The organism is Fimbriimonadaceae bacterium, assembly GCA_019638775.1.
GTDB lineage: Bacteria > Armatimonadota > Fimbriimonadia > Fimbriimonadales > Fimbriimonadaceae > JAHBTD01.
The window spans coordinates 508,506-535,016 of record JAHBTD010000003.1 but is presented as its reverse complement, the minus strand read 5'-3'; the positions used below and the strand labels follow the sequence as shown (position 1 = coordinate 535,016).

Here is a 26,511-nt window from a genome sequence, read left to right as displayed (position 1 = left end):
GGCATGTCTCCGGTTTTTTCTGTTTGTCAGCCTCGCATCTCACTGAACGTTAGCCACTTTTGACCGTCCAATAACGATATGAAGTTGCAAAGCGAGCGGGAGAAAATCGCGCACCTGCTGCGTCGATTTGGGCTAGGCGCAAGCGAGGCCGAGCTCGATTACTACGGCGAAAAGGGACTCTCCGGCGCCATTGACCGCCTCTTTGCGTACGAAAGCGTCGAAGAGCCGCTCAAAGCCGCCCCCGACGAAGTCACCAACGACGGCAAAATCCCCAACATCCGCGAGGTCCAGGGATGGTGGATGATGAAGCTGCTCACCACCCGACGCCCTTTGCAAGAAAAGATTACGCTGTTCTGGCACGATCACTTCGCCACCAGCGCCCAAAAAGTAAACCAGCCGCTGATGATGATCGACCAGATCGACATCCTCCGCCAAAATTGCCTCGGCAAGTTCAGAACCCTCATCGGCTCCGTCAGCAAAGACCCCGCAATGCTGTTCTGGCTGGACAATCAGTACAACGTAAAGGGAAAGCCGAACGAAAACTTTGCGCGCGAGGTCATGGAGCTTTTCACCCTCGGCATCGGCAACTACACCGAGAAAGACATTCTTGAGGCCGCACGCGCCTTCACCGGCTGGACCATAGGCGTTGGTCGCACCGACAGACAGCCCCCCGCAAACGCCAACAAACCCCCGCGCCGAGGCCAGTTCGTCTTTCGACCTGGACAACACGACTCCGGCCTGAAGGAGGTACTCGGCAACAAGGGTCCGTTCGATGGCGACGACATCCTTAATATCCTCTGCGACCACCCCCAAACGGCACGCTACATCACCACCAAAATGTGGGAGTGGTTTGCGTACCCCGAACCAGAGAAAGCCCTCATCGACAAGCTCTCGTCTAAGTTCCGATCCTCAGCCCTCGACATCAAAGCGCTCGTCCGTGCGATCATGGAGTCGCCCGAGTTTTACTCCGACAAGGCCGTTCGCGCGATCTATAAGAACCCCGTCGATTTTGCCGCGTCAGCTGTGCGACAGCTTGGCGTGGGTGAAACGCTGGCCCAAAACGTCGAGAAGGCCGAGCCGGATAAAATGCGCGGAGCGATGGCCCCTGCGATCGGGCTCAGCGGCGTCACCAAGAACATGGGAATGGATCTCCTGTTCCCGCCCGACGTAGCCGGTTGGGATGGTGGCCAAAACTGGATTAGCTCCGCAACAATGGTAGAGCGTATCAAACTTGCCGACCGTCTCTTTGGCACCGCTCAAGGCGGGCGCGGCGGAGTCAATTTCCGCTATCCCGCGATGGCCCTCTTGGCATCGGACCCGACGCCCGAAGGGGCAACCAAAAAGTTGCAGTCCATCTTTGATGTGGAACTCTCGGCTGCCAAACAAACCGAGCTTATCGAATCCGCTCGCAAGGCCTGCAATGGGCGCATCACCGCTCAAAACGCCAACCAAACCGCCGCTGCCGTCACGAGGCTGATCTTTGCATCCCCAGAATTCCAAATGATGTGATATCCGCATACTCTGAAACTGCCGCCTCCGTACCTCCGAGTGGCGGCAGTTTTCTTTGTCCTTCGCTCGACGTTCCAACAAAGGTAAAACCAAGACATGCTGTCTGCTCTTGGTCTTGCCGCTGCCATCGCCCAAACTCCCGAGAAGGTTCAGCTTCCGCCCCCACGCTTCCAAATGTCTGCGCCGTTGCAAGGCGCGCCTCAGGTCATGCTTGACCGCCGAATGGCTGGGTGGGGCTACGCAAATGAACTGGCAAAAGCGAATAACCTGCAGTCGCGAATGCTCTGGATCGATGGCACCGCAAACCTGGAAAGGGTCGGCTCAGTCGAAAAAATCGACAAGCTGATCGCCCAGATCAAAGATTCCGGCTTCAACACTGTCGTCTTCGACGTCAAGCCGATCAGCGGACAGGTCCTCTACAAAAGCAAAATCTCACCCAAAATCCTAGAATGGAAGGGCCAAAAGCTGAGCCCCGACTTCGACCCGCTTGAAGTAATGGCGCCCAGAGCAAAGGCTGCCGGACTCTCCTTCTTTGTCAGCCTAAATGCCTTCAGTGAGGGGCACAACCTCTTCACCGAAGGCCCTGGCTACCAAATGCTCGACCTCCAGTCCGTCATCTACGAGGCCGTACCGCAGGTAATCACCCGAACCACTTCATTTGACATCTCGCAAACGTCAAACAAAATGCCCGATGGCGAGGATAGTCTCGGCGCATTCACCGATGCCTCAAAGCTGCCCACCCCTGATCCCGCCCTCTTTGCCGTGACCCTCACCCCCGATCTGCGAGTGGTCGATGGCTTTGCTGGCGCAGGTGTGAAGACGATCAAACCGACGATCCCTCGCCAAGGAATCGCCCTCGTTGGGCGAGGCAAAGCTGCCCAATTCCTAAAGGAGCATGTTTGGCCCGGAGATCGGATCAAGCTCGACACCCGCGCACAATTCGTGCGGACCGGAGAGCGACCAAGCCTGCAATATCCGCTGATGATGAACCCGCACAACGGGAACATGCAGCAGCGTGCGCTCGACATCGCCTCAGAGCTGATCCGAAATTACAAGATCGACGGAATCGTCTATGATGACCGCCTGCGATACGCTGGGCTCTACGCCGATTTCTCAGAATCCACCCGTGCAGAATTTGAAAGGCTCGTTGGCAAGAGATTGCAATGGCCCCAAGATGTTTTCCGATACACCTACACAACTAAGCTGGAAAAAGGATTAAGTCTTGGACCGTACTATGACGCTTGGATGGCTTTTCGAGCGATGACTTTGCGAAAATTTGTGCAGCGCGCCCGAGCCTGGATACGCAGCATACAGCCTGACGCACAACTTGGAGTTTATGCTGGAAGCTGGTATGGGGAATATCCTTCACTCGGCAACAACTGGGCGGGCGATTCTTTCGACGGAGGATTCTGGTTCCTTACCCCCGAGTATCAGAAAACAGGCTACGCATCAGATCTCGACTTTTTGGTTACTGGTTGCTATTATAAAATTGGAACTATCCATCAAGCCCTCGAAGACAATGTCGGCATCGGCGCCACCGTCGAAGCCGCGGGCTACCTATCAGCCCGAGCCGTGCGCGACAGCACATGGACAGTCGCGGGCATCATGCTCAGTCAATTCAAGGACGACCCCGAAGGGCTGATGAACGTGCTTCAGGGAGCTACCGGAACGACGCAAGGCGTGATGGTTTTCGATCTTTCGCACGACATTGAACCGTTTTGGCCGGTGTTCAAGCGTGCGTTCGTCGTGCCCGCAAATTCACCCCACAAGCGCCCCGACGTTTTGGAAACCGCCCGCAAAAGACGAAAGCAGATAGACGCGATGGGCAAATACCCGCCGCCCGTTATCATCACTGCAGGCTCATCGGGAACAGGTCAATGACACTTTATTTGTATATTGCTTTAAGTGATATCGTTTAAATCTAAAACAAAATACGCTTTATCTGCCTCTCTTGATACATCACAGAAGAGAATATAGATAAGAGTAAGACTGCCTGCATCACTTTATTTTAGTGAATCGATGTAGCAATGATTCTTCTTGCTTGACAAGTCTTTGTAGATTGCCTTATGATAGAAATACAGTGGCTCCACAAGGCATCTTGCCTACGCTTGGACGGTCGGGTCGCTGGGCGCAAGGATGCGATTGGGGAGACATATGGCTATCGATACCACACCTTCACAAGTGGCGACTCAGTCGCTATCCGCAATTCCTTTCTCCAGCCTCATCGGCGGACCACTCGACGCAGCGATTGAAGCACAGGGCAAGTCTGCGCTCAACACCATCAATTTCATCCAGCAAGTTGGTTTGCAAACCGACGCAAACGGCAATAAAACCGCCGTTACCGTCAGCTTCTCCTATACCGACGGTTCCGGCAACAACCGAGTCTTGATCGTACCGATCATCACCATCGTGCCGATTCCGTACATTGCCGTGAACTTGATCACGATCGATTTCAAAGCGAACATCAACGCGTCAAGCTCCTCTTCGCAGGAAGACACAAGTTCGCAAACGGTTGGCGCATCCGCCACGGTTGGCGGCTCCTTCTGGGGTGTCAAATTCGACATGTCCGCGAGCTACAGCAGCAAGAAGGACTCGAAAGCGACGCAAGACTCCAAGTACTCCGTGGAGTACACGATGGACGTCCACGTCGAGGCCGGACAGACCGACATGCCCGCTGGCCTTGCCAAGGTCCTGCAAATCCTTCAGGACGGCATTACGATGCAGGTCACGCCATCTTCTGGACGCATGAACTTCGATCAGACTTCCTATGCACCAAGCGGCACTGCACACTCGTTCGATGTGACGATCACCGTCATCGACTCGAACAGCAAGGTAGTTCCGGGTGCAACGGTAACTCTGCCGACTGCGGCAGGCGGTGTCGCCTTTACGGCAGCGACAGGCGCAGGAACGACGACAAGCGCACAGGGCAGCTATACGTTCACAGGAACTTATACAGCTCCGACAGCGACGACACCTGCCAGTACGGTGCCCTTTACCGTTTCGGTGCAGCCAGTCACCCCAACGGGTGGCACAGCGCCAGCGCCGATCACCGGCACCTTCCAGGTCGACCTACCGGCTGTTCCGTAGGCCTGATAACAAAATGCCCCCAGCGAACCTATCGCTGGGGGCAGGAATTTCACTATGGGAATTTTTGATTTTTGGCGGCGTAAGCAAGAGCCGGCGAAACCGCAGGCATCGCCAAAAAATTCCGATTCGGCATCTGAGTTCAGCAGCGCGGCAATCCCAGAGAAGCCCGTGCTGAATCCGGGCCAACCTACGCCTCCACCCGCCCCAACCGGACTCCCGCTCGATAATGTTCTCGGGGCGATCCTTGTCGCCGTAACCGACGCCCAAAAGCTGGCGAACGACTACGCTGGCGGGCTGTACTCCTCGGCCGATAGTGCGACGGGATTTACCCAAGTCCCCCAGGCCCAAATTGAGACCGTCTCCGTAAGTTTGAGATTTGCCATTCAGGACGAGCCACAGATGCGGCTGTCCGCGACCGAAGGTACGGGAACGTCCAGCGCAATGGTTGTCATAGACGCCGACAAACTGTCGAAGCTTCCACCGCAAAGCATAACCGAACTCGACCTGAGCATCCGAGTTTATGAGGGGGTCGCCGATGCCGAGTCGAGCGTTTCGATCTAAATCCCGCAGGAGCAAGCATGGCTGACGGTCAAGACCCCACCATTCTCGAACTCGGTGAGCTTTTCGCAATGCCGCTCAATGCCCTTATCGACGCGGACGCCCGCGCCGCATCCTGCTTCGCTGACTTTGTGCAGACCCACGGCTTCGAGCCCGATCCAGACAATCCAAACAACGGGCTCGGTCGGTTGAAGATGGTTGCCTTCACCTACGAACAGCAGCTCCCAGACGGACGCGTCGAACCGGTCCGGCTGAAAATCCCCCTGCTGTCTTTGCTGACCCTGCCCGCGCTGGGCATCCAAGACGCAACCGTAAAGTTCGGCGTGAACATCATCAAGCCGGTTCAAAGCGCCGTCGCCAAAACTCAAAACCTGAGCACATCGGCCCTTCCCGCCCCCCAACCGATTCCACGGATGCTCGCCCGCGTAGCCGCACCCCAACCAACAGGGCAGGAGCGCCCCTCCACACGCGCGCACATGGAAGTGACGGTGAATATTAAGCAGCTGGACTTCCCCGATGGCATTCTCCAACTGCTGAATCGTATGGCGAACAGCACCATCGTCAGGCCCACACAGCCAAACATGCCGACGCTAACCCTCAACCCCGAAACCACCAATCTTATCGGAAAGGGCAGCTTCACCATCGTCAAAGCAACCCTTCTTGACACCAGCCAAAACCCAATCCCTGGTCAAAAGCTCAACCTCATGCAAGGCCCCGACAACGTATTCAGCCTGCAATCGACGGAGATCATCACCGACCGCAACGGAGAGGCATCGTTCTCGGTCGTCGTGGTCAATGCCCCACCCACCGGAACAACGTCGGAAACAATCGTCGTTGTTGCCCTCGTCGCCGATCAACTTGGACACCTGTCCGAGATCCGCGCCAATCTCACCTTTACCGTACAAGCCTAAGGAAACGTACCATGCTAAAAATCGAACAGCCAGGAATGCCCTGCCCCGAATGTAAAACGTTCATCCCGATGACTCTGGAAGACCTCGTCCGGGCCAAGCCCTTCCCTTGCCCAAACCCTTCTTGTTATGTGGTCCTCAACCTCCAAGTCGCCGAGTCCATCCAATCGCTGGATGCCATTCGTGAATTGAAGACCGCGATCGATCAAAGCCAAAAGGCTGAGAAAAAACGCCGAAGCCTCGGCTCATAACAAGACCGTACGCATACAGCCCCAGCCCTCAAACCGTCGCCCAACCGCGCGGCCTGGAGCTAAGCTCCGGAATTTCAGGCGCATCGTTCAACCACGGAAACAGCGTGTCGTACTCCGAATGATCCCCGCGCCCCTCCACAAAAAGGTCCGTCTTCAGAAACGCGACTCTCTCTGGAGCCGAGTCTCGCGCCCGCTCCATCGAACCCACGTAAACATGATTCTTGCCAAATCGGTTGTTCATCTTGTCCACCGCCACCGCGAGTTTGTGCTTCTGAACCGTGTTGTCAAACAGACTCGGCGTGATGAGCTCGGGCTTGATCAAATCGTAAAACACAATCCCCGCCTGATGCGGGTCGATGAACGTCCGCTCATTCCAAAGCTCGGAGGTGTACTGCAAGAACGTGGGCGTGTCGTCAGTTGCAGTAAAGCGCGTCGATGCTTCCCAACTCGCGCTCTTCCCCCGCACCCAAACGCTCATCCCCCGCGCCATATAGCCCTCGCTCCGCAGTCGAGCCGCCGCCTTCATCAAAAGCCGAAAGAGCACGGTGCGAGCGCCCTCATCGGAGCGAAACTCCGGCGCCATCACGTGCGAATGGCTCAGCGACTGATGACGAACAACCCTCTCCTCAATCTCATAGCCCCGCAGCTTATACCACCACTGCTCCCCGATGATCGACCCAAACGCCAGCCTCAGCTCCTCCTTCGACCGAGCGCAAAGCTGCTCCGCGCTAAAGATGCCCGCCGCGTTCAACCGCGCCTTCATCCGACGGTTGATTCCCGTAAAGTCCATCAGCGCCATCCCATATAGCCGATCGGGAAGGTCACTGGATTCGATGGCGACCAGTCCATTGGGCTTTTGGAGCTCGGTGCCCTGCTTGGCAAGGAAAACGTTCGGACCGATGCCAACGCTGCAGTGCATGACCTCCCCAACCTGCTCGTGGATCGCCCCCTTCACCTTGTGAGCAATCGCGATGGCGTTCTCCTTCTCACGCTCTTCGCCCAAAAGTCGGCAGTACATCTCATCAATGCTGCGAACCTCTTCCACCGGCACGACGCTGTTTACCGCGTGAACGATGGCCTTATGAAAGCGCGTGTAGAGGGCGTGTTTGGCCGTGACAACGATAAGCTCCGGGCACAACGAACGGGCCTCCCGAATCGAAGTCCCCGTTTTGACGCCAAACTTCTTGGCCTCATACGAGGCCGCAATAGCGCAGGACGAATCGTTATCTACCGGTGACACAGCAATAGGCTTCCCTCGAAGCTTGGGGTCCATCTGCTGTTCCACACTCGCAAAATAGGCGTTCAGGTCCAGAAACATATAACGAAGCTTCAGGTCTTGCTTCGTGAAAGAATGTAGAATCATGTCTACATCTTTATTATAGGTGAGGATTGGGACAAAAGCAAGGGAAATAAAAGCCCTCCCCTTCCATTTTTCCGGAAATGGAGGGGAGGGTTGGGTGGGGAGGTCACCGATCGCTATCTTGGAATCGCTTACGTCGTGGGTTCACATCAGTCGCCTTCCTACCCGATCTCTCTTCGCAAATTGCGGTGATATCACGAAGGATTCTCTCCAAGCCAGCCGTGTCAATATCAAAAAGCGTTAGCGAAGCGAAGCGCACTGTCTGAATCCCCTTTTCCATGAAAAAGGCATCGCGTGCTGCGTCCTTGTCAATCCGCAGAGCGTGTTGCTCACCATCAATTTCAACAGCTAAGCTCGCTTCGGAGCAATAGAAGTCGAGCACGAAAGGCCCTATCGGGACTTGTCTCCGCCAATGAAAGCCTGTCTGATCTCGTCGGAGAAGATTCCAAAGCACCCGTTCTGAGACCCCCATCTCCGCACGTAGCCTGCGAGCGTTCTTTCGGGCTTTGACCGTGTGATTCTTGGAGTTTTGGCGCATGAGGGTTTTGTCAGCGCTTCGCGCTAGGGGACCTCCCACCCCCTGCCCCTCCCTCCATTGCGACTGCGTAGCAATGGAAGGGAGGGAAACAAAAGCCCTCCCCTTCCATTTTTCCGGAAATGGAGGGGAGGGGAGGGTGGGGAGGTCCCCACCAGACTATTCACAAACGGGCTATCCCCCTTTCTTCGGCGGCACCGTCTCCGTGCCCATCGTCTTGCCCTTCTTCACCGCTGGCACGCCTTCAATCAGCCAGACCGGGGCTGGGCCATCCTTCAAGTAATAATCAAAGAACTGCAGCATCCGCACCGACCAGTCCTTCCGATTCTTACGCTGCACAAGGTTGTGATCCTCACCGTTATAAACGAACAGCCAAGCAGGTTTGCCAAGCCGCCGCATCGCCGTGAACATCTCAATCCCCTGCCAATACGGCACCGCGCCATCCTGATCGTTGTTCATCATCAAGAGCGGCGTTTCGATCTTGTCGACCCAAAAGATCGGCGAGTTCTCGATGTACTGCAAAGGCTTCTCCCACATCGTGCCGCCAATGCGGCTCTGCCCCTGCTCATACTGCATCTGCCGTACAAGTCCAGAGCCCCAACGAATGCCGCCATATGCGCTGAACATATTCACAACCGGCGCACCAGCACAAGCCGCCGCAAACATCCGCGTGCGCGTAATCAAGAACGCGGCCTGATAACCGCCCCAACTCTGACCCTGCACGCCCACCCGCTTGGGATCGACATAGCCGCGATCAATCACCGCTGCCGTGCCCGAGAGAATGCACTGCTCGGCGCTCTCTCCCGGGTAGCCATCCCGATAAACGATATCTGGCATGAACACAAGGTAGCCGTTGCTGGCATACTCCGTCGGGTTGATAACGGAAGCGCTCGGCGCGGGAACACGGTGGTTGTGGAGCTGGTTGAGCGACCGCTCATAGAAATAAACGATCATCGGATATTTCTTGCTCGGGTCGAAGTTCTCCGGCTTCACCAGGACGCCGCTCATCTTCTGACCATCGGTCGAGGTCCAGCGAACAATCTCTGTGGTCCCCCAGTTGTACTCCTTCTGCTGCGGGTTGGCGTCCGACACCTGCTTCTGATTCTTGAAGGTCATATCCGTCAGCCATAGGTTGGGATACTCGGTGAACGTGCCCCGCGTCATCAAGACCTGGTCGCCCTCGGTAGCCTTGTCGGCAAAACCAAGGTTCTTATCTTCAAGCAGCAGCTTCTCAGGGTAGGCATCGCCCGCAACCGTATCGGTAAAAAACCCTGTCGCCATCGTCTGCGTGTCGGTCATTCTCAAAAGCAGCGGCTTGTTGGGATCAATGTCGCGATCCTCAGTATCCGTGCGAATAATCCGAAGCTCCCATTGTCTCCATCGCCCCAATTCGTTGGTGATGTTCTTCGGTGCAGCTTTGCCCGTCGGGTCGCAAAGCCAAATGTCGAACTGGTCGTAGATCAACACGCCCTTGTCGTCGTCGATCCAACCGCCCGACCCTTCAGGACCAGCTTTCGCCGGGACGTCGTTGAGCACGTTATAGACCGGATTGGGAATCTGGACAGTGATGTTCACCGACTTGCCGCTCGCCATATCGATCACAAACCAGTGACCCTTGTTCTCATCGAAGTACAGACCGTACTTAGCCGATGGCGAAAGGGAAACACCGGTCGCGCTCTTTCGCAGGAGCAGCGTCCGTTCATTGTTTCGCAGGTTCACCTTGTAGATGTCTTGGTAACCCTGATCCCACGAAATCAGTTGTTGATAGGGTGCCGGATCCACTCCAATCGCAACGTCGGCATCGTTCTGATTGCCGATGCTCACGTTAGGCATCTCTTCCGTTTCAAGCTGAAGCACGCGTCCAGAATCCAGATAAACGACTGCGTCGTACGTCTTGTTCAAAACCTGCTGAGTCTGCTTGAGCTGTTGGGGCATCAGCAGAGGGTCTTTCCAGTTCCAGATGTCGACGGATACGCGGTCCTCTTCGGGGGTCTCATCCTTCACCTCAGGCCCCGGCTTAGAGACGGTCGAGATGATGAGCCGCTTTCCACTCTCCGAAAACGTTGCATTGGAGTTTGGCGAAACCCACCAGCCCCGAGGAATGCCCTGCGTCCCTTCTTTTGCGACCGTCCGCAGCGACTTGCGGCCGATATCGTACACAAACACGCTGACGCTCGATTGCTCCGGCTTGTAGTCTTCCTTATCGCTCACAAACGCGATCTGGCTCTTCTTCTTGTCAAAGCCAAGCGAACGATAAACGCCCAGACCTTTCACAACCTCTGTTGTCGTCCCCGAAGCCATATCGCGGAGGAAGACTCCATCGCCCGCTCCATCCTTAGTTGACGTGGCATAAACCAGCAGGCTGCCGTCCTCCGTAAAGGTGAAACTGGAAACGTCGGCAATCTTGACTTCGTTCGCCGTGGCAAGCTCTCGCAGGATGACCTCGGAGCCCACCGTGTGGTTCCTTCGCTTCTTAGATTCCTCTTTCTTCTCTTCCTGCTTCGGCTCCTGATTCGCGGGCTCTTGGTCTGTACCGCCACCACCACCGCCAGGCCGAGCGCTACCCCCTCCGGCTGCCCCTGCGGGAGGTGCCGGGGGCTCAAGCTGATAAGCAATCCAGCCGTTATCCTTGTCTGCCATGCGGAAAGAACGCAGCTTTTCAACGAGCGTCACATTTCCGTTCGAGAGGTCCATGATGCCAAGAGAGTTCTTCGGCTGCTGCGCAGCAGGCTTCTTCTCCTGTCTTGCCTTATCCACGTCGGCCTTTGGCGGCACGATCGTCATCACCGCGAACTTCTCATCGCGCGTGATGCGCACACCGGTTGCCCGTGCCGTTTTATACGTCGTGCCTCCGGCAGTGGACATCACAACCAACTCCGCATCCCCCGATTGCGGCGACAAGCGATACATCATCCACTTGCCGGTGCGAGATAGCCCCGCATTCTGAACGGACTTCCAGCCGTCCCAAACGCTCGGGTCCAAGATCTTCTTGGGCTGCTGCCCGGCAAGAACAGGAGCGGCGGCCACGACGGCAGCGACCGCTAAAAATGACAACAAGATTTGCCTTCTCATAGAATTGCCCTCAAACGATGTTTGAATTCGTTAAGGCTACCCGTGAAACGGCAATTGTAGGACTGTCCCCGATCCCGAATACACCCGGAGACAAAAAGAGAGCCCCGGCCTGGGGAGGGGCCGGGGCTTGGGGCGAGGAGGGGATGAAGTTAAGAAGCCGTTGCACAGGCACAATTGGGTAACCCGCATGTTTTCGCCTGTTTGAGTTCAACCATCCTGCACCGCTCGATCCGGTCTCGCATCATCTTGTGCGCTCGATGTAAGCGTGAACGAATCGTCCCTACGGGCTTGTCGAACATCTCTGCGATCTCGTTGTATGGGACCTGCTCAATGTCGGCAAGCTGAATCAAAAGTCGTTGTTCTGGGTTCAATGCGCCCAGCGCTCGCTCCACTTCCTCGCTGAAATTCTGGTTCATCAAGTCGTCTTCGGGTGTCGTTTTGTTGTCCGGCACATCAAACTTGATCGTGTCATCAGCGCCATCCTTGCTGATCGGCGCATCGTACGAAACGGCCTGCACTCTTCGTTTACGAGTGCGCAACAGGTCCAAGAACAGACGAGTCACGATTCGAAAAATCCAGTTTTCGAATGGCTTGTCCCCTTCAAAGTCCTTGAAGCTTCTGTAGGCCCGATAATAAGCTTCCTGCGCGAGGTCTTCTGCATCCGCCCGATTGCCGGCAAGGCGATAGGCCATGTTAAAGACTTTCTTGTAGGTCTGCTTCATCAGCTCGGAGAACCGAGCTTCACTGCCTTTTTCCCTTTCAGTTGCGTCAATAATCATCATGGATTTCCTCGTTCCTTCAATAAGGAGTGCTGAATAAGTTCTGAGGATTCCTACTGGTAAAGAACCCCTGACAGGGTCAAAAAGTTCCCTTCAAGCAGGGACTTCAATGGCAATATCGCCATATTTGTCAACTTTTCGACAGAAATGCCGCCTCCCCAGGTTAACACCACATCCTTTTGTCAAAAATTACGGAGCGTAGCTTTAATCTAAAACGAGTTAACCTTTAATGAAAACCAGATAAAGCTCGAAGATAATGTTTCTACAATTATACCCGAATTTGTCAGTTTCTTGCGTTAAATAAATGGGACAGTCCTGAAAAATGCATGTATCATGAAGTTAGCCGTAGTGGCTTGCCTAAACTCTAGGTTATTGACACTGCGACGGGGAGGCTTACAGTGAATACGAACACGTCTCGGGTCATCTATTATGTGACCTCGTTCGACAACTTGGACCCGCTGATTGCAGGGGCAAAGCAGGGTTCCATCACCCACGCGCTCATTTCCCTCTTTCACCTGGGATACAACAACGAAAACAACAAAACCGGGCCGTACGTTCATCTGAACAACAACGTGCCCAGCGACCCAATTTTCGACAACTTGTGGAGTATCGTCCCCACGCTCAAGGCCAACGGAACAAGCGTCATGGCATCTTTGGGAGGAGGTGGTGTTGGCGACTACGGAAACCTCTTTTCCAACTACAGCACCTTCTATCCGCTCCTTAAGCAGACCTTACTTCAATACAATCTTCAAGGACTTGACTTAGATATCGAGGAGTACAGCGTTACAACTGCCAATGTATCGCAATTAGTCAGCGACTTGAGGAACGACATGCCCAGTTCGTTCACCATTTCAAGCGCCCCGGTTGCGTCAGCGCTTACCGGAGGCGGGTCCGTGTCGCCTCAGGTGAACTACAACACACTGCTGGCCTCGTTCGACTGGTACAACCTCCAGTTCTACAATGGTTGGGGAAGTCTTGACGGAGGCAGCCCGGACTATTCCGACGTCGTCCAGGCATGCGGCGAAGCCAACGTATCCAAACTCGTAGCAGGCGTCCTAACGAACCCGAACAACGGAAGCGGCTACATCGACCTGAACACACTCACACCGATACTGCAGAGCCTCGCCAGCCAGTATCCAACATTCGGTGGAGTCGACGGCTGGAACTATGCCAACGCGCTCAACGCACAGAATCAAGTCGATCCACTCGGATGGTCGCAGTCCATTAGCAAATCCATCCGAATCCCCACTCACACCGGAGGTTGACCCGGTCTGAAGGCAATGAAAAGCCCGGCTCTCCGAATCAGAGAGCCGGGCTTTCGTCATTCTGGGCTTACGAGCTATCCACCGTCGCCGCGCTTCAGCGCCGAAAAGGCCGACCATACAACCCGAATTTCAGGCTCGGTGATCTTCGGAGCTGTCTTTCGCAGCATCATCAGGAAGTTTTCAATCTCCACCTGCTCATACGGACAGCCCATGTTCACTTCCTTGTCCGCGATCTTCATCATCGAGTTCAACAGAACCTTCTGCTTGGGGTTCATGATCACCAAGAAAGGTAGCCCGGCAGTCTCTCCGCCCTGCGCCTTCATCAGATCATAACCGCCCAGATTCTCGAGCTTTTTGCCCTCGGGGGTCTGCTCCAACACGTCGAGATGAGTGATCACGTAGTACTTGCCCATGATTGGGGCAACGTCCTTTTGGTTCAAAACCGCGTCGAGTCTCTTGCACCAACTGCACCAGGAAGCGTGGTAGATGATCAAAACATTCTTGTTCTCTTTCTCTGCAAGGATGCACGCCCTGTCGATCACAAACTTTGCTGCATCGGGAGCCGCCTTCTGCTCCTTCCTTTCTTGCCCAAGCCCTTGCCCACCTTGCGCTTGCCAGGCAAAAGCCGCTGCCGAAACGGCGATAAGCCCGGCGATCAGTGCGTAAAATCGTATGCTCTTCATCTTCCTCACCTTCCTTCTATACGAACGGACGTTTCAGCACGGCGTCCAGTTCGAAGAGGATTCCTTCGGCCCATTGTAGAATGTTGGTAAGACACCCGCCATGAACATGCCGCCAGCCTCTCCGTCCGAGTATTCAAGCTCCCCCAAAAAGAGCAACAAGACATTGTTGACCATAATCATCGTTCTCGTAGGAGGCATGTGTTTGTGCATCGTGGCGGTCCCTGCCCTCCTTGCTCCGGTCTTTATGACGGCCCGGGAGTCGGCGCTAAGAAACGGCGCAATGGGTAATGGAAAGCGCATTATTACCGGCCTCCAGATTTACAGCCTGGACAACAACGATCTCTTGCCCCCAGGCGACACTTGGATGGATGCTTCCTCTTCGTTCGTCGGTCGAGATTCTTACTTCCGTTCTCCCGCTGTAGGACGGCGCGGCAGCAGCACATTTGGGTTTGCGCTCCGAGAAGAGTTTGCGGGTACGGCCTTGCCGAAGATCAAAGAACCGGAAAAGGAACCTTTGGTTTTCGATTCAACGATCTTGCTTTGGAACGCAGTAGCCGGTTTGGACACTCTGCCCAAGCCGGGACGATATAGCAAAGAAGGAGCCCGGCTGAACATCATCGTGTATGCCGATGGCTCGGCAAAGCAAGTTCCGGATTCGCAAGACCCCCATGTCATAGCTCCATGAGATGGGCGATTGTCTCAATTTCTGCGTGGGGCAGAATTGCCCCGAAACAAATGACATCAAAATCATATCATCGTGATATCACTTTGATATGATTCCAAATGCACCGGAGTAAGGGCATTTTGCCGCCGGTTTTCTCACAAGATCGCCCGCCAAAACGCTGGTCCAAATGGCAATCCGATCAGCCAAAGCCACCCGATTTTTTTGGGCCGGAGTAAGATAGGAATCCTGTGAAGACCGCACTTGGAATGCCTTTGGAGGGCACACGACCCATAACCCCTGCCGAATCCGCGTATCTGCGCGAGCAGCATGACCTTGCGGACCGTTATGTGTTTTTTGCACAGATCCTGGCTTGGGGGTTTGTCTTCATGCTGCTGATTGGGCTTCCCTTTCTGTTCTTCACGCGGGTCCTCCTCCACGCGCCAAATGTGGTCATTGTGTTCCTTGTTCTTGCGATGCTTACGGGAATGACGGTTTCGTTTTTGTATGTCCGCAAGTTCAAACGTTTGCGCAAAACGCTTCGCGAGACGTGGAGCGAGACGTCGGTTTCGATCTTTTCCGGCACGATCAGCCCGATGTATTGTGTGCCGGAAAACCTGCCCTTTTTTAAGAGTACGGGCATTTTTGGCGACCCGAATGAACCTGTGACGATGGAATGCCTGGAGGTTTCTGGGGTGATCTTGCTGACGAATGGCAAGCGGCCGAGCAAGATTGAGACAGTGAACATCGCGGTGACGGGTGAGGCCTTGCGCAATACTTCGGCGGGCGCTTTTCCAGGGCAACTTTCGGAGATGAAGCTGCAAAGCGACCGCGAGACGCGGTCGCTGAGCGATGCGGAGCTTCGGGAATTGGAGTCACACGCGAAGGGGCTTGTTTGGTACAAGCCGTACTGGCATCAGGGGCTGCTCATTCTGATTGTGTTTCTGCTTATCCGAAATGTGAACTATCTGCAAGACCCGATCAATGTCGTCTTTTCGATCCTATTTGTGCTGGTGCTGATCTCGAACATTTTCCGAATCTTTAGGATGATTCGGTTCTCGAAGTTGAACCAGATGGACGTGGCGGCGCGGGCGGTGGTTGTGGTGTATGAGAACGGGCAGAAGTTTGAAATCCTTCCCCACTCTCGTCGGCTGTGGACGGTTGATGATGCGCCGACGAACAGCCGTCAGCTCTGGGCGGGAGAGTTTAACTCCCCGGGTCGGAAGGGGTAGTGCAGAGCTAATCCACTAAAGACTGAGGGTATCTACCTATGAAAACGTGTCTTGGACTTACTCACGTTGGAAGTCGGCATCCCCTTATTTTCGAAAGTGAATGGCTCGAATCCGTACACCAAGTCGCAAAGAAGAAGATGTTTTATCTCCGGCTTGGAGCATGGATTGCTGCCATACTATTGTTCATTAGCATGCCATTGGCGATGACGCCAGCTGCTCTGCTTGGCTTTATTCTACTGTTCACAATGACATTTGCAACACCTGTACTCTTGCTTCATGCTCGCGATGCCAAGAAAGAGTACAGACGTTTAAGCGCTGCACTTCAGGCCAATGAAGTACTCCTCTTCCAGGGTTATCTTCTGTCTGATTACATCCATGAACGGAATCGAAAGTTCTTTGAGAACATTGGTATTGAAGCTGATCCAACCCGGGAGCTTGAGATTTGCTGCCTTGAGGAATCGGGAGTCATTGTTTCGGTGAATGGGCTCCTACCAAAGACGCTATTGCGTGTCCCAATTGGAGTTCTTGGAGTCGCACAACCCCGAGCAAGTCACGGTTTCCCGAATCTTATCTCTGAACTGACCGTTGATTCGCCAGTGCCCACACGAATACTGAGTGACACAGAAATCAATGAGATTCAACGCTTGATAGATAGCGCGAAGTGGTATCGTCCTTTATGGGAGCCTCTTGTATTACTTTATTTTTCTGCACAGTTTATCTCTACCCTGACGCGTCCACCAAGTGTTACAAAGGCTATCGTAGCTTGCGCTTTTGGCATTCTTGCACTTTTCTTTTTCTATCGACTGGCAAGACGCGTTCGCTTTTTTTATGAAGTTTAAGCGAGACATGGAGGCAGGAATCGTTTTAATCCATTACTTTGATGGCAATAAGCTTGAGTACTTGTCGCGTTCTGGACGGCTATGGACGTTTAACGATGAGCCAGTTTCGAGCCGGCATATCTTAGCGGGCAGGGTACAACCGTAGCTCGGTTTTGCTACCTGAAGCCATCTTCGTCTTCCATGCACTCGCCGCGTTCGGACCAGACCCAGTCGGCGGTGTTGGCGAGGTCGTACTTTTCGGCGATCTGTTCGAACGGGCCGCCGGGGGTGTTGACGATCCGGTCGTAGGCTTCTTTGGACTCATAGCCGATCACGGCGATGGGGCCGCTTTCGCCCATGAACGATGCGACCAGGCTGACGCCGGGAGTCTTGCGCATCTCGTTGCGCGCCGCGCGTCCCATCTCGGCAAACGCCTGCTCTTTGCCCGGTTTGGGCTGCCATTTGGATACGACCATGAACATTGGGATTTGGAACCTCTAGATAACGATAGCAAGAATTCCTGCGGAATGTAAGGGTGGAAGTGGTAAGGATGGTAAGGGGATTGGCAATTGCAGATTGGGATTCTCGCAAAGACGCAGAGGACGCGGGGGCGTAAAGAGGTAATGCGTAAGGATTGTAAGGAGGGAAGGGCATGTTCACCCCTCCATGAGTTCGCTTCGCTCACACTTCCCTCTTCCTTCCTCGCGATGCTCGGTGGAGCCGCCCTCAAGGGGAGGGATAAGCGGTTTGTTGGCAGGCGGTCTTTTTGGTGCGATGGCAGGTGGTGGGCGGTAGCTCTTTCGGGACCTCCCCACCCCTGCCCCTCCCCTCCATTTTCGGAAAAATGGAAGGGGAGGGAGTTGTCACCCTCACCCTGTTCACTACGTTCACAGGCCTCTCCCTCAAGGGAGAGGTGAGTGGATCGTTGCCATGTGGGAGGCAAGTTATTTTTTGCAAAAGCGCAGATATTTCGGCAACGACGGAGCGTTGCCCTCCCGGTCCCTCGGACAGATTGTAGATTGTTGATTGGAGATTGCAGATCGCTGATTGCAGATTGATGATTGGGTTTCTCGCAGAGGCGCAGAGATCGCAGAGCCGTCGGCTACGACAAAGCGTGAGCGTAAAGAGGTTGTGCGTAAGGGTCGTAAGGAGGGAATCCGTCTTTACAACCTTACGCCGCCTTACAACCCTTACCCCTTACGATCCTTACCTTCTCATGCTCTGATCGTGAGTCTGTCCCGCACCCGTTTGAACGCATCCAGGGCGAAGGCGAGGTCTTCTTCGGTATGCGTGGCGTTGGGCATGGTGCGCAGGCGGGCTTTGCCTCTTGCAACCGTGGGATACACAATCGCCAGCGCATAGACGCCCTCTTCCCACAGCATCCTTTCCATCTCTTGGGCAGCCGCTTCGTCGCCCACATAGACCGGCGTGATTGGGGTTTCGCTGCCCATGGTGTCAAACCCAGCGGCTGCCAGATTCTCCTTCCACCATCGCGCGTTGTCCCACAGTTTCTGCATAGGAGTGGGATCGTTCTCCATGACGTCGAGCGCGGCGATGAGGGCGGCGGCGACCATGGGCGGGTGGGCGGTGCTGAACAGGTGCGGACGCCCCCGATTGATCAGCCACTCCTTCAGCGGTTTCGTCCCAGCAATGTAGCCTCCGATCACCCCAAGCGCTTTGCTGAGCGTGCCAAGCTGGATGTCCACCCGACCGTAGAGGTCGAAGTGAGAAACTGTGCCTACGCCGTGCTTGCCGAGGACGCCGCTGCCGTGGGCATCGTCGATCATGGTGCAGGCGTCGTATTGCTCGGCGAGGCGGACGATGTCGGGCATGGGGGCGATATCGCCATCCATGCTGAAAACGCCGTCGGTGATGATCAATTTCTTCTCAAATCCCTTTTCGTTGGCGGCCTTGAGCGCGCGCTCCAGGTCTTCCATGTCCTTGTGTTTGTAGACCCAGCCGTCAGACTTTCTGTAGCTTGCCGAGGACAGCCGCACGCCGTCGATGATGCTGGCGTGGTTGAGCTCGTCGGAGATGATGACGTCCTTATCCGTGACCACTGCCGGGATGCAGCCGGAGTTTGCGGTGAATCCGCCCGTGAAGACCAAAACCGCATCCACATGCTTGAACTTGGCGAGGCGCTTTTCTAGCTCCTCGTGGACGCTCATCGTGCCGCCGATCCAGCGCACGGCTCCCGCTCCCACTCCCCAACGCTCGATGGAATCCAGCGCGGCTTGGCGCACTTTGGGGTGGTTGGCAAGGCCGAGATAGTTGTTGCTGCTGAGGTTGACGACTTCTTTTCCGTCCATGCGGACGCGTCCGCCGGCGGGGGTTTCCAAGATTTTTGGGGTCTTGTAAAGGTGCTGGTCTTTGAGGGTCTGAAGCTGCGACGTGAGCCAACTTTGGAAGCCGGGATTCATGGGGATAAGGATACCGTGGGCCGGGAAATGGGTGTAAGGATTGTAAGGAGTAAGGATTGTAAGGCGTTTGGATTTTAGATTTTGGATTTGGGATTTGGGATTCTGAGATTGGGGGATGGAGGGTTGATGCTCAAGTAGTTTCCGGTCTTACCGTAGGTTCATCTGGCATTTTCCGAACGAAATCTGTGCCCCGGGCAAGACTTGAGTGGGGACGGTTATCGGGACACCGTTGACGTATGTTCCGTTCGTTGAGCCGATGTCGACAACTGTGATTTGCCCACCGCTCACCGTGATCTCGGCGTGTCGACGGGAGACCGACGGTTCCCACGTGAGGGCGATGTCGCAGCTTGGATCTCTGCCGACCGTTTGCGTGCCATCGCGGAGCGGGAATTCGTGGCCCGCATCGCTAACGAGTCTTAGGGGTGCGGTCTGGGAGGTGGGAATTCCCTGCTGGCTAGCGGCTGCTGGCGAGTTGGGCGTGTAGTTTGGGGCAGGAGCGGTTTTTGGCAGTTCGATGTTCGGGGTTTGGGAAGGGTGGTTTTGAGAGTCCAGCCTGGTTCGATAAACCAAGGTCGTGGAGCCTACACCGATGCGGTCGCCATCTTTGAGCCACGCCGATTGCATATGCTGTCCATTCAGGGTTGTATCGCCAACGACATCGACGATGAAGTGGGCTTCATCTTGCGACTGGACTTGGGCGTGGATTTCTCCTAGGGTGCCGTCCGGGGGCAAGAACACTTCGTTTGCCTCGTGGCAACCGATCCTGACAAGGGGCCGTTGGAGCGACCAGGTTCGGCCCTCGGTTAGGCCTTTGATCGACTTCAGCCATGCGGCTTTGTGAATCATGATCGCAAAGGCGAATCCCAGCCCAACCCCTGCTCCGTTGGCAACCATCAGGGCGGTCATCTCTGCCCAGACGCCGGGGGTCAAATCCATATCGGGCGTGCCTTTTGAGGACAGGAGTTTTCCGATGAAGAAAGCGCCAAATAGCAAACTTACAACAGTACGGGCACCCATTCCGGCAAAGCCCCCAATTAGGCTCGCCCACAAGGCAAGTCCGCGATAGTACCGCTTGAAAGCGTGGGCGATGAGCACGGATAAGGCGAGCGACGCGGGAAGCAAGAAACCCCACATCGGCTCGAAGGCCATTTGGAGCAGGCTGACGGAGTGTATCGGCGCGGTGTAGGAGCCGTGGCGGGCGTGGACGATGCTCAGAAACAACTTCTCGATGCCCATGTCGATGGCCGTATAGAGGACGGCACCTACGAGGGCGGCGATACCCGCGCGAGCGAGCCGTCGTTCGGCGGGCTCTCGGGAGGCCAGTAAGAAAGCGATCACGGCGGCCACGAGCGCTCCGAAGGCGATATCGCGAACGAGCCCGTAAGTGGTGCCGAAGGTGACGAGCTTTCGAGCGTCGATCAATTGGCTCTGCATGATTTCTTGCAGAGAGGGGCTAACCCGGGAAGTGTAAAAAGGCGTGCTGATGGCGGAGGCGAGCAGACCGGCGATTGCCCCCGCACCTGTAAAGAGAAGAATCCTTCGCATAGCCCGCTCGCCCCGACATTTCCGGGCTTATCATACAGAACGGCAAAGGTGCGTGAAGGGCTTCATCTTTTCGCCAATGCCTGCGCGGGCCGGCGAAACAGCTCTTTCAGATACCTTCCGGTGTGAGAGTTGGTAATGTTGGCGATCTCCTCGGGTGTTCCCGTGCCGATGACCTCGCCGCCGCCGACCCCACCTTCGGGGCCCATGTCGATTAGCCAGTCGGCGGTCTTGATCACGTCGAGGTTGTGCTCGATGACGATGACGGTGTTGCCTTGATCCACTAAGCGGTGCAGGACACCGAGCAGCCGCTCGACGTCTTCGAAATGGAGTCCGGTGGTGGGCTCATCGAGGATGTAAATGGTGGCCCCGGTCGAGCGTTTGGAAAGCTCTTCTGCCAGCTTGACACGCTGGGCCTCACCGCCAGAAAGCGTTGTGGCGGGCTGTCCGAGCTTGATGTAGCCCAATCCCACGTCGAGTAGAGTTTTCATCTTGCGGTGGATTTTGGGGATGGCAGAGAAGAATTCGCAGGCTTCCTCAACGGTCATGCCAAGCACGTCCGAGATCGACTTGTTCTTGTACTTGACCTCCAGCGTTTCGCGGTTGTAGCGCTTGCCTTTGCAGATTTCGCAAGGGACGTAAACATCGGGCAGGAAGTGCATCTCGATTTTGATGATGCCGTCGCCCTTGCAGGCCTCACAGCGCCCACCTTTCACGTTGAAGCTGAACCGCCCGTTTTTGTAGCCGCGCATCTTGGCGTCGGGGGTCATGGCAAACAACTCGCGGATCATGTCGAAGGTGCCGGTGTAGGTGGCGGGGTTTGAGCGCGGTGTGCGTCCAATCGGGGACTGGTCGATGTCGATGACCTTGTCGATTCCCTCGATCCCTTCGATGCTGTCGTGGGGTTCCCAGACCGTACGCGTACCGTAGACCTCGAACATCAGTCGGGGGAAGAAGGTGTCTTGGATGAGGGTGGATTTGCCAGAGCCGGAGACTCCGGTGACGCATGTGAACAGTCCCTTCGGGATGGCGATATCCACCCCTTTGAGGTTATTGCCACGGGCATTGCGCAGGACGATCCAGCCGGAAGACATGTGGACGTTAGTATATCTTATCGAAGTTTGAAGGTGTGAATCTAACGATAGGACTCTATGAAAATGCAGCTTTGCTTGCCCTTTTACCTCAGGACTTGCCGGAATGGAATAGAATACAGTATAGCGGTTTGGATAGCAGACCGATAGCCTGGGGAGGCATTCGATGCCGTCGGATAAGAAAGGCGACCACAACGATAATCCAAAAAGAGCGAATGAGAGTGAGCTACTCCGCGCTGTCGTTGAGGCGGCTCTTGACGGCATCATCACCATCGACGAAGCGGGAACAATCATCACCGCCAACCCGGCCGTCGAACGGATTTTGGGTTATTCCGCCGCCGAGATCATCGGCAAGAACGTGAATATGCTCATGCCCTCGCCCTACCACGAGGAGCACGACGAATATCTCCAGAACTACAAACGCACGGGCAAGCGTAAGATCATCGGGATCGGACGCGAGGTTCGGGGGCTTCACAAGGATGGACGCGAGGTTCCGATCGAGCTGTCTGTCAGCGAATCCATGACGGAAGGGGGGCGGGTTTTCACGGGGATCATGCACGACATCTCCGCCCAAAAGTCGGCGGCGGAGGCCATCCGACGCGAGCATGCCTTGCTGATGGCAGTGGTCAACACGGCGATTGACGTGATCGTGACGATCAATGAAAAAGGCGAGATCATCACCGTCAACCAGTCGATCGAGGGCATCTTTGGATACAAGCCTGAAGAGCTGATCGGTCAGAACGTTCGCGTGCTGATGGGCTCGCCGTTCCGGCAAGACCACGACATCTATCTGCGCAACTATATGCGGACCGGCGAGAAGAAGATCATCGGCATTGGGCGTGAGGTGATCGGGCGCAAGAAGAGCGGCGAGGAGTTTGAAGTTGAGATTGCCGTCAGCGAGACCTACACCGAAGAAGGGCGCATCTTTACCGGCGTGATCAGGGACATTTCCGGCCGCAAAGCTGCCGAGCAGGCGATCCGCAAGGAGCGCGGGCTTTTGAAGGCGGTGGTGGATGCGACGGTGGATGGCATCCTTACCATTGACGAAGCGGGAAAGATCATCAAAGTGAACCCGGCGGTCGTGCGCATCTTCGGCTATTCGCCAGAAGAACTGATCGGGCAGAACGTAAAGCTGCTGATGCCCGAGCCGTATCACGGCGAACACGACGGCTATCTGAAGAACTATCTGACGACCGGAGAGAGGAAGATTATCGGCATCGGCCGTGAGGTGAAGGGTCGGCGGAAGGATGGGACAGAGTTTCCTCTGGAGCTTGCCGTCAACGAAACGCACACAGAAGACGGGCGTATCTTTACAGGCATCATTCGCGACGTCTCCGAACGCAAGGCGCAGGAGGAGGCTCTGCAAAAGGAGAAAGGTCTGCTGAAGGCCGTGGTCGACACGGCCGTGGATGGCATTCTCACCATCGATCCTGAAGGCACAATCATTACCGCCAACCCAGCTGTAGAGTCCATCTTCGGTTATTCGCCCGAGGAGTTGGTTGGAAAGAACGTCAGGATGCTGATGCCTGAGCCTTACCATTCCGAGCATGACACGTATCTCGAAAACTATCACACGACGGGCGTCAGGAAGATCATCGGAATCGGACGTGAGGTGATGGGCCTGAAGAAGGACGGCACCGAGTTTCCGCTGGAGCTGGCTGTCAGTGAAACCCACACCGAAGAAGGCACGATCTTTACGGGCATCCTGCGCGATATCACCCTGCGCAAGCGGCACGAAGAGGAGATTCAAAGCCTCAACGCCGACCTGGAGCGCCGCGTCGTCGAACGCACTCAGCAGCTTCAGGAGTTGGTGGACGAACTGGAGGGATTCTGCCATTCGATTGCCCACGACTTGCGCCAACCCTTGCGCGGCATCAACTTCAATGCGAGAATCTTGATTGAGGACTATGCCCACAAGCTGAACGGCGAGGGCACCGAACGGCTGGAAGCCTTAGCCCGTGCGGCTGCCAAGATGGGCAAGGTGATGGACGATCTTCTTGGCTATGCGCGGCTTGGTCGGGCCATTGTCAGACCTGCAAGGGTCGACCTTTCCGATATTGCAGCCCAGATATCGCAGAGTCTGGGCAACGAAGCCGACTTCGAGATCGAACCGAATCTGGAGGTTGTGGGCGACCCTGGACTATTGCAGATCGTCATCCAGAATCTTTTTGACAATGCGTATAAGTATCGGCGTCCGGGCGTGCGTCCGCACATCGTGTTTGGCAAGGATGGAGACAGTTATTATGTGAAGGATAACGGCGCGGGGTTCGATATGAAATATGCGAGCAAGCTGTTTGAGCCGTTTGAACGGCTGCATTCGGAAGAAGAGTTTCCGGGTAACGGAATTGGCTTGGCGAATGTGCAGCGCATTCTGAGCAAGCACGGCGGTAAGATTTGGGGAGAGGCGAAAATCAACGAGGGGGCAACGTTCTACTTTACGTTTGAGGGGGATGTTCGGGAGGCGAGCTGAGGGGCTGTTTCCACCCGTATCCTGCTCCACTCCCTGCCCCTCCTCATTAAGTCTTCGACGTTAACGAGGAGGGGGTTTCGGATCTTTGCCTCAACCCTTTAGGAGGGTTGGGGCATTGAACTAAACTAGGAGCTAGGCTTTCGTCTTCGCTTTCTTCGGCTTTCCAAAGCTAGCTTTGGACTCCGCAACTTTCTTTTCCGGCTTGCCGTTGGTGTTCTTGATCGGGAGCAGGGGATTGGGGGTTTTGGGTTGGCGGCGCTCTTTTGGAGTGGCGATTTGGAGTTTGCCATTTAGCCATCGGGCAGTGCCGACATTCTTCTTTAAGAACTCTTTCGTTGGGCCTTCGTTGATGATCTCGCCGCCGTGCTCGCCCGCGCCGGGGCCGAGGTCGATCAGCCAGTCCGCCGCCATCATCGTCTCTTCGTCGTGCTCGACGACGATCACGGTGTTGCCCATATCGCGTAGGCGGATGAGGGTGTCGATGAGCTTGCGGTTGTCGCGCTGGTGCAGGCCGATGGACGGCTCGTCAAGGATGTAAAGACACCCCATCAGGCCGCTTCCGATCTGGGTCGCGAGTCGGATGCGCTGGGCTTCTCCACCGGCGAGGGTCCGGGCAGAACGGTCGAGCGTGAGGTAGCCAACGCCGACATCAACGAGGAACCGCAGCCGCTCGATGATCTCTTTGATCGCGCGGTCGCCGATGGCCATCTGCCGCTTGCTCAGCTTTTTGGGGAGCTTGTCAAAGAAGTCGTGAGCGACTTCCACCGACATCGTCGTGATTTCAGAGATATCTTTGTTGTCCAGCTTGACGTTGAGCGTTTCCGGCTTCAGGCGGCGGCCTTGGCAGGTTGGGCAGGGCTTGGTGGACATGTACTGCTCCAAGTCTTTGCGCACCCATTCGCTTTCGGTCTGCTCGTACTTCTTTTTGAGCGTGTTCAAGACGCCGTCCCACTTGCTTTGGAACTTGCGCTCGGTGCGGGAGTAGCGCATGAGGACGGTGACGGGCTTATCCAGTCCGTGCCAGACAGCTTCCATCTCTTCGGCGGTTCGGGTGCTGACGGGCTCGCTTGCGTCGAAGCCGAGCGCCTCGCCGACGCCGTCGAGAACGTCGGGCCACCATTCCTTCACTTCACCGCTCTTGTACACAAACGGCACGATGGCACCATCGCGGAGCGGCTTGGACATGTCGGGGATGACGAGGTTGGGGTCGAATTCGGTTTTGGTGCCGAGGCCGGTGCATTCGGGGCAGGCTCCGTAGGGGGAGTTGAAGGAGAACATGCGGGGCTCCAGCTCGGACATGCTGAATCCGCACTCGTTGCAGGCGTAGGATTCGGAGAAGTCTTTGTCGATCCAGATTTCGTGAGTCGTGAGTCGTGAGTCGGGGGAGTTATCACCCCCACCCAGTTCACTACGTTCACTGACCTCCCCCCTCAAGGGGGAGGGGCCATGGGTTGAGGATGGAGTTTTGGGCTTTTGGATTTTGGATTTTGGATTTCGGATTTCGGAACCTTGATCACCGATTTTTGATGGCTGATCGCTTGAAGCTGTGTGGGAGATCGTTACCATTCCCTTTGCCAGCTTGAGGGCGGCTTCGACCGAGTCGGTCAGGCGTCGGTCGATGCCCTCTTTGAGCACGATGCGGTCGACGACCACCTCAATGGTGTGCTGCTTATATCGCTCCATCGGGATGTCGTCGGTGACTTCGTACATCTGCCCATCGACGCGCACGCGGACGTAGCCCTGCTTGGCGATGTCTTGGATGACGCTCTTGTATTCGCCCTTGCGGCCTCGAATGATCGGGGCCATGATCTGGAGCTTGGTGCCTTCGGGGAGTTCGAGTACGGCGTCGACGATTTGGTCGAGCGACTGCCGTTCGATGGGGCCGTGACCGTTGATACAGTGGGGCACACCGGCACGGGCGTAGAGGATGCGGAGGTAGTCGTAAATTTCGGTGACCGTGCCGACCGTTGAGCGGGGGTTGCGACTGGTGCTCTTTTGGTCGATGGAGATGGCGGGGGAAAGGCCCTCGATGTGGTCGACATCCGGCTTGTCCATCTGCCCCAAGAATTGGCGAGCGTAGGCGCTGAGGGATTCGACATAACGTCTTTGTCCCTCGGCGTAGATCGTGTCGAAAGCGAGGCTGGATTTTCCGCTGCCGCTGAGGCCAGTGATGACCACCAGCTTGTCGCGGGGGATCTCCACGTTGATGTTTTTGAGGTTATTCTCCCGCGCTCCCAGGACGACGATCTTGTCGTGCGACATGGGAAGAG

At 55.7% G+C, this 26,511-nt stretch carries 21 protein-coding genes; 11 read left to right on the top strand and 10 right to left on the bottom strand.

The window, feature by feature from the left end; translation table 11 throughout:
* Positions 1-78: 78 nt before the first annotated feature.
* The 6 genes from KF784_14090 to KF784_14065 all read left to right on the top strand — a co-directional run bounded on the left by KF784_14090 (position 79) and on the right by KF784_14065 (position 6,313).
* Complete coding sequence (locus KF784_14090; protein MBX3120191.1) at positions 79-1,509, top strand: DUF1800 domain-containing protein; 1,431 nt, start codon at positions 79-81, stop codon at positions 1,507-1,509.
* 96 nt (positions 1,510-1,605) lie between these two features.
* The gene (locus tag KF784_14085; GenBank protein ID MBX3120190.1) at positions 1,606-3,390 is read left to right on the top strand and encodes a hypothetical protein; all 1,785 of its coding nucleotides are present in this window, start codon (positions 1,606-1,608) and stop codon (positions 3,388-3,390) included.
* Between the two features lie 273 nt (positions 3,391-3,663).
* Positions 3,664-4,596 carry a DUF2589 domain-containing protein gene (locus tag KF784_14080; protein MBX3120189.1) on the top strand — a complete coding sequence of 311 codons (933 nt, stop codon included), beginning with the start codon at positions 3,664-3,666 and terminating at the stop codon, positions 4,594-4,596.
* 54 nt (positions 4,597-4,650) lie between these two features.
* Positions 4,651-5,157, top strand: a complete 507-nt coding sequence (locus KF784_14075; protein MBX3120188.1) for a hypothetical protein — start codon at positions 4,651-4,653, stop codon at positions 5,155-5,157.
* Between the two features lie 17 nt (positions 5,158-5,174).
* The gene (locus KF784_14070) at positions 5,175-6,065 is read left to right on the top strand and encodes a DUF2589 domain-containing protein (protein MBX3120187.1); all 891 of its coding nucleotides are present in this window, start codon (positions 5,175-5,177) and stop codon (positions 6,063-6,065) included.
* 11 nt (positions 6,066-6,076) lie between these two features.
* Entirely contained in the window at positions 6,077-6,313 is a 237-nt protein-coding gene (locus KF784_14065) for a hypothetical protein (protein ID MBX3120186.1), read from the top strand.
* A gap of 28 nt (positions 6,314-6,341) precedes the next feature.
* Here the strand turns inward: KF784_14065 and KF784_14060 are convergent, their stop codons facing one another.
* The 4 genes from KF784_14060 to KF784_14045 form a co-directional block, all read right to left on the bottom strand.
* Positions 6,342-7,676 (bottom strand): hypothetical protein, encoded by a 1,335-nt coding sequence (locus KF784_14060; GenBank protein MBX3120185.1) that lies wholly within the window; start codon positions 7,674-7,676, stop codon positions 6,342-6,344.
* 103 nt (positions 7,677-7,779) lie between these two features.
* Complete coding sequence (locus KF784_14055) at positions 7,780-8,211, bottom strand: DUF559 domain-containing protein (GenBank protein ID MBX3120184.1); 432 nt, start codon at positions 8,209-8,211, stop codon at positions 7,780-7,782.
* A 171-nt stretch (positions 8,212-8,382) separates the two neighbouring features.
* Positions 8,383-11,280 carry a S9 family peptidase gene (locus KF784_14050; GenBank protein ID MBX3120183.1) on the bottom strand — a complete coding sequence of 966 codons (2,898 nt, stop codon included), beginning with the start codon at positions 11,278-11,280 and terminating at the stop codon, positions 8,383-8,385.
* A gap of 149 nt (positions 11,281-11,429) precedes the next feature.
* Positions 11,430-12,062: a sigma-70 family RNA polymerase sigma factor gene (locus KF784_14045; GenBank protein ID MBX3120182.1), complete on the bottom strand. Its 633-nt coding sequence runs from the start codon at positions 12,060-12,062 to the stop codon at positions 11,430-11,432.
* Between the two features lie 395 nt (positions 12,063-12,457).
* On the opposite strand from KF784_14045, the gene KF784_14040 reads away from it, so the two are divergent.
* The gene (locus KF784_14040) at positions 12,458-13,324 is read left to right on the top strand and encodes a hypothetical protein (protein MBX3120181.1); all 867 of its coding nucleotides are present in this window, start codon (positions 12,458-12,460) and stop codon (positions 13,322-13,324) included.
* Between the two features lie 74 nt (positions 13,325-13,398).
* On the opposite strand, the gene KF784_14035 is transcribed toward KF784_14040, so the two are convergent.
* Positions 13,399-14,007 carry a thioredoxin family protein gene (locus tag KF784_14035; protein ID MBX3120180.1) on the bottom strand — a complete coding sequence of 203 codons (609 nt, stop codon included), beginning with the start codon at positions 14,005-14,007 and terminating at the stop codon, positions 13,399-13,401.
* A 196-nt stretch (positions 14,008-14,203) separates the two neighbouring features.
* Between KF784_14035 and KF784_14030 the strand changes: the two genes are divergently transcribed.
* The 3 genes from KF784_14030 to KF784_14020 all read left to right on the top strand — a co-directional run bounded on the left by KF784_14030 (position 14,204) and on the right by KF784_14020 (position 16,739).
* Complete coding sequence (locus KF784_14030) at positions 14,204-14,692, top strand: hypothetical protein (GenBank protein MBX3120179.1); 489 nt, start codon at positions 14,204-14,206, stop codon at positions 14,690-14,692.
* A 227-nt stretch (positions 14,693-14,919) separates the two neighbouring features.
* On the top strand, positions 14,920-15,900 hold the full coding sequence (locus KF784_14025; GenBank protein MBX3120178.1) for a hypothetical protein: 981 nt from the start codon (positions 14,920-14,922) through the stop codon (positions 15,898-15,900).
* Positions 15,901-15,938: 38 nt separating this feature from the next.
* On the top strand, positions 15,939-16,739 hold the full coding sequence (locus KF784_14020) for a hypothetical protein (GenBank protein ID MBX3120177.1): 801 nt from the start codon (positions 15,939-15,941) through the stop codon (positions 16,737-16,739).
* 155 nt (positions 16,740-16,894) lie between these two features.
* On the opposite strand, the gene KF784_14015 is transcribed toward KF784_14020, so the two are convergent.
* The 4 genes from KF784_14015 to KF784_14000 all read right to left on the bottom strand — a co-directional run bounded on the left by KF784_14015 (position 16,895) and on the right by KF784_14000 (position 21,774).
* Entirely contained in the window at positions 16,895-17,200 is a 306-nt protein-coding gene (locus KF784_14015) for a hypothetical protein (GenBank protein ID MBX3120176.1), read from the bottom strand.
* 732 nt (positions 17,201-17,932) lie between these two features.
* On the bottom strand, positions 17,933-19,138 hold the full coding sequence (locus KF784_14010) for a glycine C-acetyltransferase (protein MBX3120175.1): 1,206 nt from the start codon (positions 19,136-19,138) through the stop codon (positions 17,933-17,935).
* A 147-nt stretch (positions 19,139-19,285) separates the two neighbouring features.
* On the bottom strand, positions 19,286-20,683 hold the full coding sequence (locus KF784_14005; protein ID MBX3120174.1) for an FHA domain-containing protein: 1,398 nt from the start codon (positions 20,681-20,683) through the stop codon (positions 19,286-19,288).
* Positions 20,684-20,745: 62 nt separating this feature from the next.
* Positions 20,746-21,774 carry a hypothetical protein gene (locus tag KF784_14000; protein ID MBX3120173.1) on the bottom strand — a complete coding sequence of 343 codons (1,029 nt, stop codon included), beginning with the start codon at positions 21,772-21,774 and terminating at the stop codon, positions 20,746-20,748.
* Positions 21,775-21,937: 163 nt separating this feature from the next.
* Between KF784_14000 and KF784_13995 the strand changes: the two genes are divergently transcribed.
* Positions 21,938-24,241, top strand: coding sequence for a PAS domain S-box protein (locus tag KF784_13995; protein MBX3120172.1), 2,304 nt, complete (start codon positions 21,938-21,940; stop codon positions 24,239-24,241).
* A 132-nt stretch (positions 24,242-24,373) separates the two neighbouring features.
* On the opposite strand, the gene uvrA is transcribed toward KF784_13995, so the two are convergent.
* A complete protein-coding gene (gene uvrA / locus KF784_13990; protein ID MBX3120171.1) occupies positions 24,374-26,503 on the bottom strand; it encodes an excinuclease ABC subunit UvrA in 2,130 nt (709 codons plus the stop codon).
* Between the last annotated feature and the right edge of the window lie 8 nt (positions 26,504-26,511).

Bases quoted from the DNA above. Each gene is read 5' to 3' on its own strand.
- KF784_14090 (MBX3120191.1), top strand. From the start codon at position 79: ATGAAGTTGCAAAGCGAGCGGGAGAAAATCGCGCACCTGCTGCGTCGA.
- KF784_14085 (MBX3120190.1), top strand. From the start codon at position 1,606: ATGCTGTCTGCTCTTGGTCTTGCCGCTGCCATCGCCCAAACTCCCGAG.
- KF784_14080 (MBX3120189.1), top strand. From the start codon at position 3,664: ATGGCTATCGATACCACACCTTCACAAGTGGCGACTCAGTCGCTATCC.
- KF784_14075 (MBX3120188.1), top strand. From the start codon at position 4,651: ATGGGAATTTTTGATTTTTGGCGGCGTAAGCAAGAGCCGGCGAAACCG.
- KF784_14070 (MBX3120187.1), top strand. From the start codon at position 5,175: ATGGCTGACGGTCAAGACCCCACCATTCTCGAACTCGGTGAGCTTTTC.
- KF784_14065 (MBX3120186.1), top strand. From the start codon at position 6,077: ATGCTAAAAATCGAACAGCCAGGAATGCCCTGCCCCGAATGTAAAACG.
- KF784_14060 (MBX3120185.1), bottom strand. From the start codon at position 7,676: ATGATTCTACATTCTTTCACGAAGCAAGACCTGAAGCTTCGTTATATG.
- KF784_14055 (MBX3120184.1), bottom strand. From the start codon at position 8,211: ATGCGCCAAAACTCCAAGAATCACACGGTCAAAGCCCGAAAGAACGCT.
- KF784_14050 (MBX3120183.1), bottom strand. From the start codon at position 11,280: ATGAGAAGGCAAATCTTGTTGTCATTTTTAGCGGTCGCTGCCGTCGTG.
- KF784_14045 (MBX3120182.1), bottom strand. From the start codon at position 12,062: ATGATGATTATTGACGCAACTGAAAGGGAAAAAGGCAGTGAAGCTCGG.
- KF784_14035 (MBX3120180.1), bottom strand. From the start codon at position 14,007: ATGAAGAGCATACGATTTTACGCACTGATCGCCGGGCTTATCGCCGTT.
- KF784_14030 (MBX3120179.1), top strand. From the start codon at position 14,204: ATGTGTTTGTGCATCGTGGCGGTCCCTGCCCTCCTTGCTCCGGTCTTT.
- KF784_14020 (MBX3120177.1), top strand. From the start codon at position 15,939: ATGAAAACGTGTCTTGGACTTACTCACGTTGGAAGTCGGCATCCCCTT.
- KF784_14015 (MBX3120176.1), bottom strand. From the start codon at position 17,200: ATGTTCATGGTCGTATCCAAATGGCAGCCCAAACCGGGCAAAGAGCAG.
- KF784_14010 (MBX3120175.1), bottom strand. From the start codon at position 19,138: ATGAATCCCGGCTTCCAAAGTTGGCTCACGTCGCAGCTTCAGACCCTC.
- KF784_14005 (MBX3120174.1), bottom strand. From the start codon at position 20,683: ATGCGAAGGATTCTTCTCTTTACAGGTGCGGGGGCAATCGCCGGTCTG.
- KF784_14000 (MBX3120173.1), bottom strand. From the start codon at position 21,774: ATGTCTTCCGGCTGGATCGTCCTGCGCAATGCCCGTGGCAATAACCTC.
- KF784_13995 (MBX3120172.1), top strand. From the start codon at position 21,938: ATGCCGTCGGATAAGAAAGGCGACCACAACGATAATCCAAAAAGAGCG.
- uvrA (MBX3120171.1), bottom strand. From the start codon at position 26,503: ATGTCGCACGACAAGATCGTCGTCCTGGGAGCGCGGGAGAATAACCTC.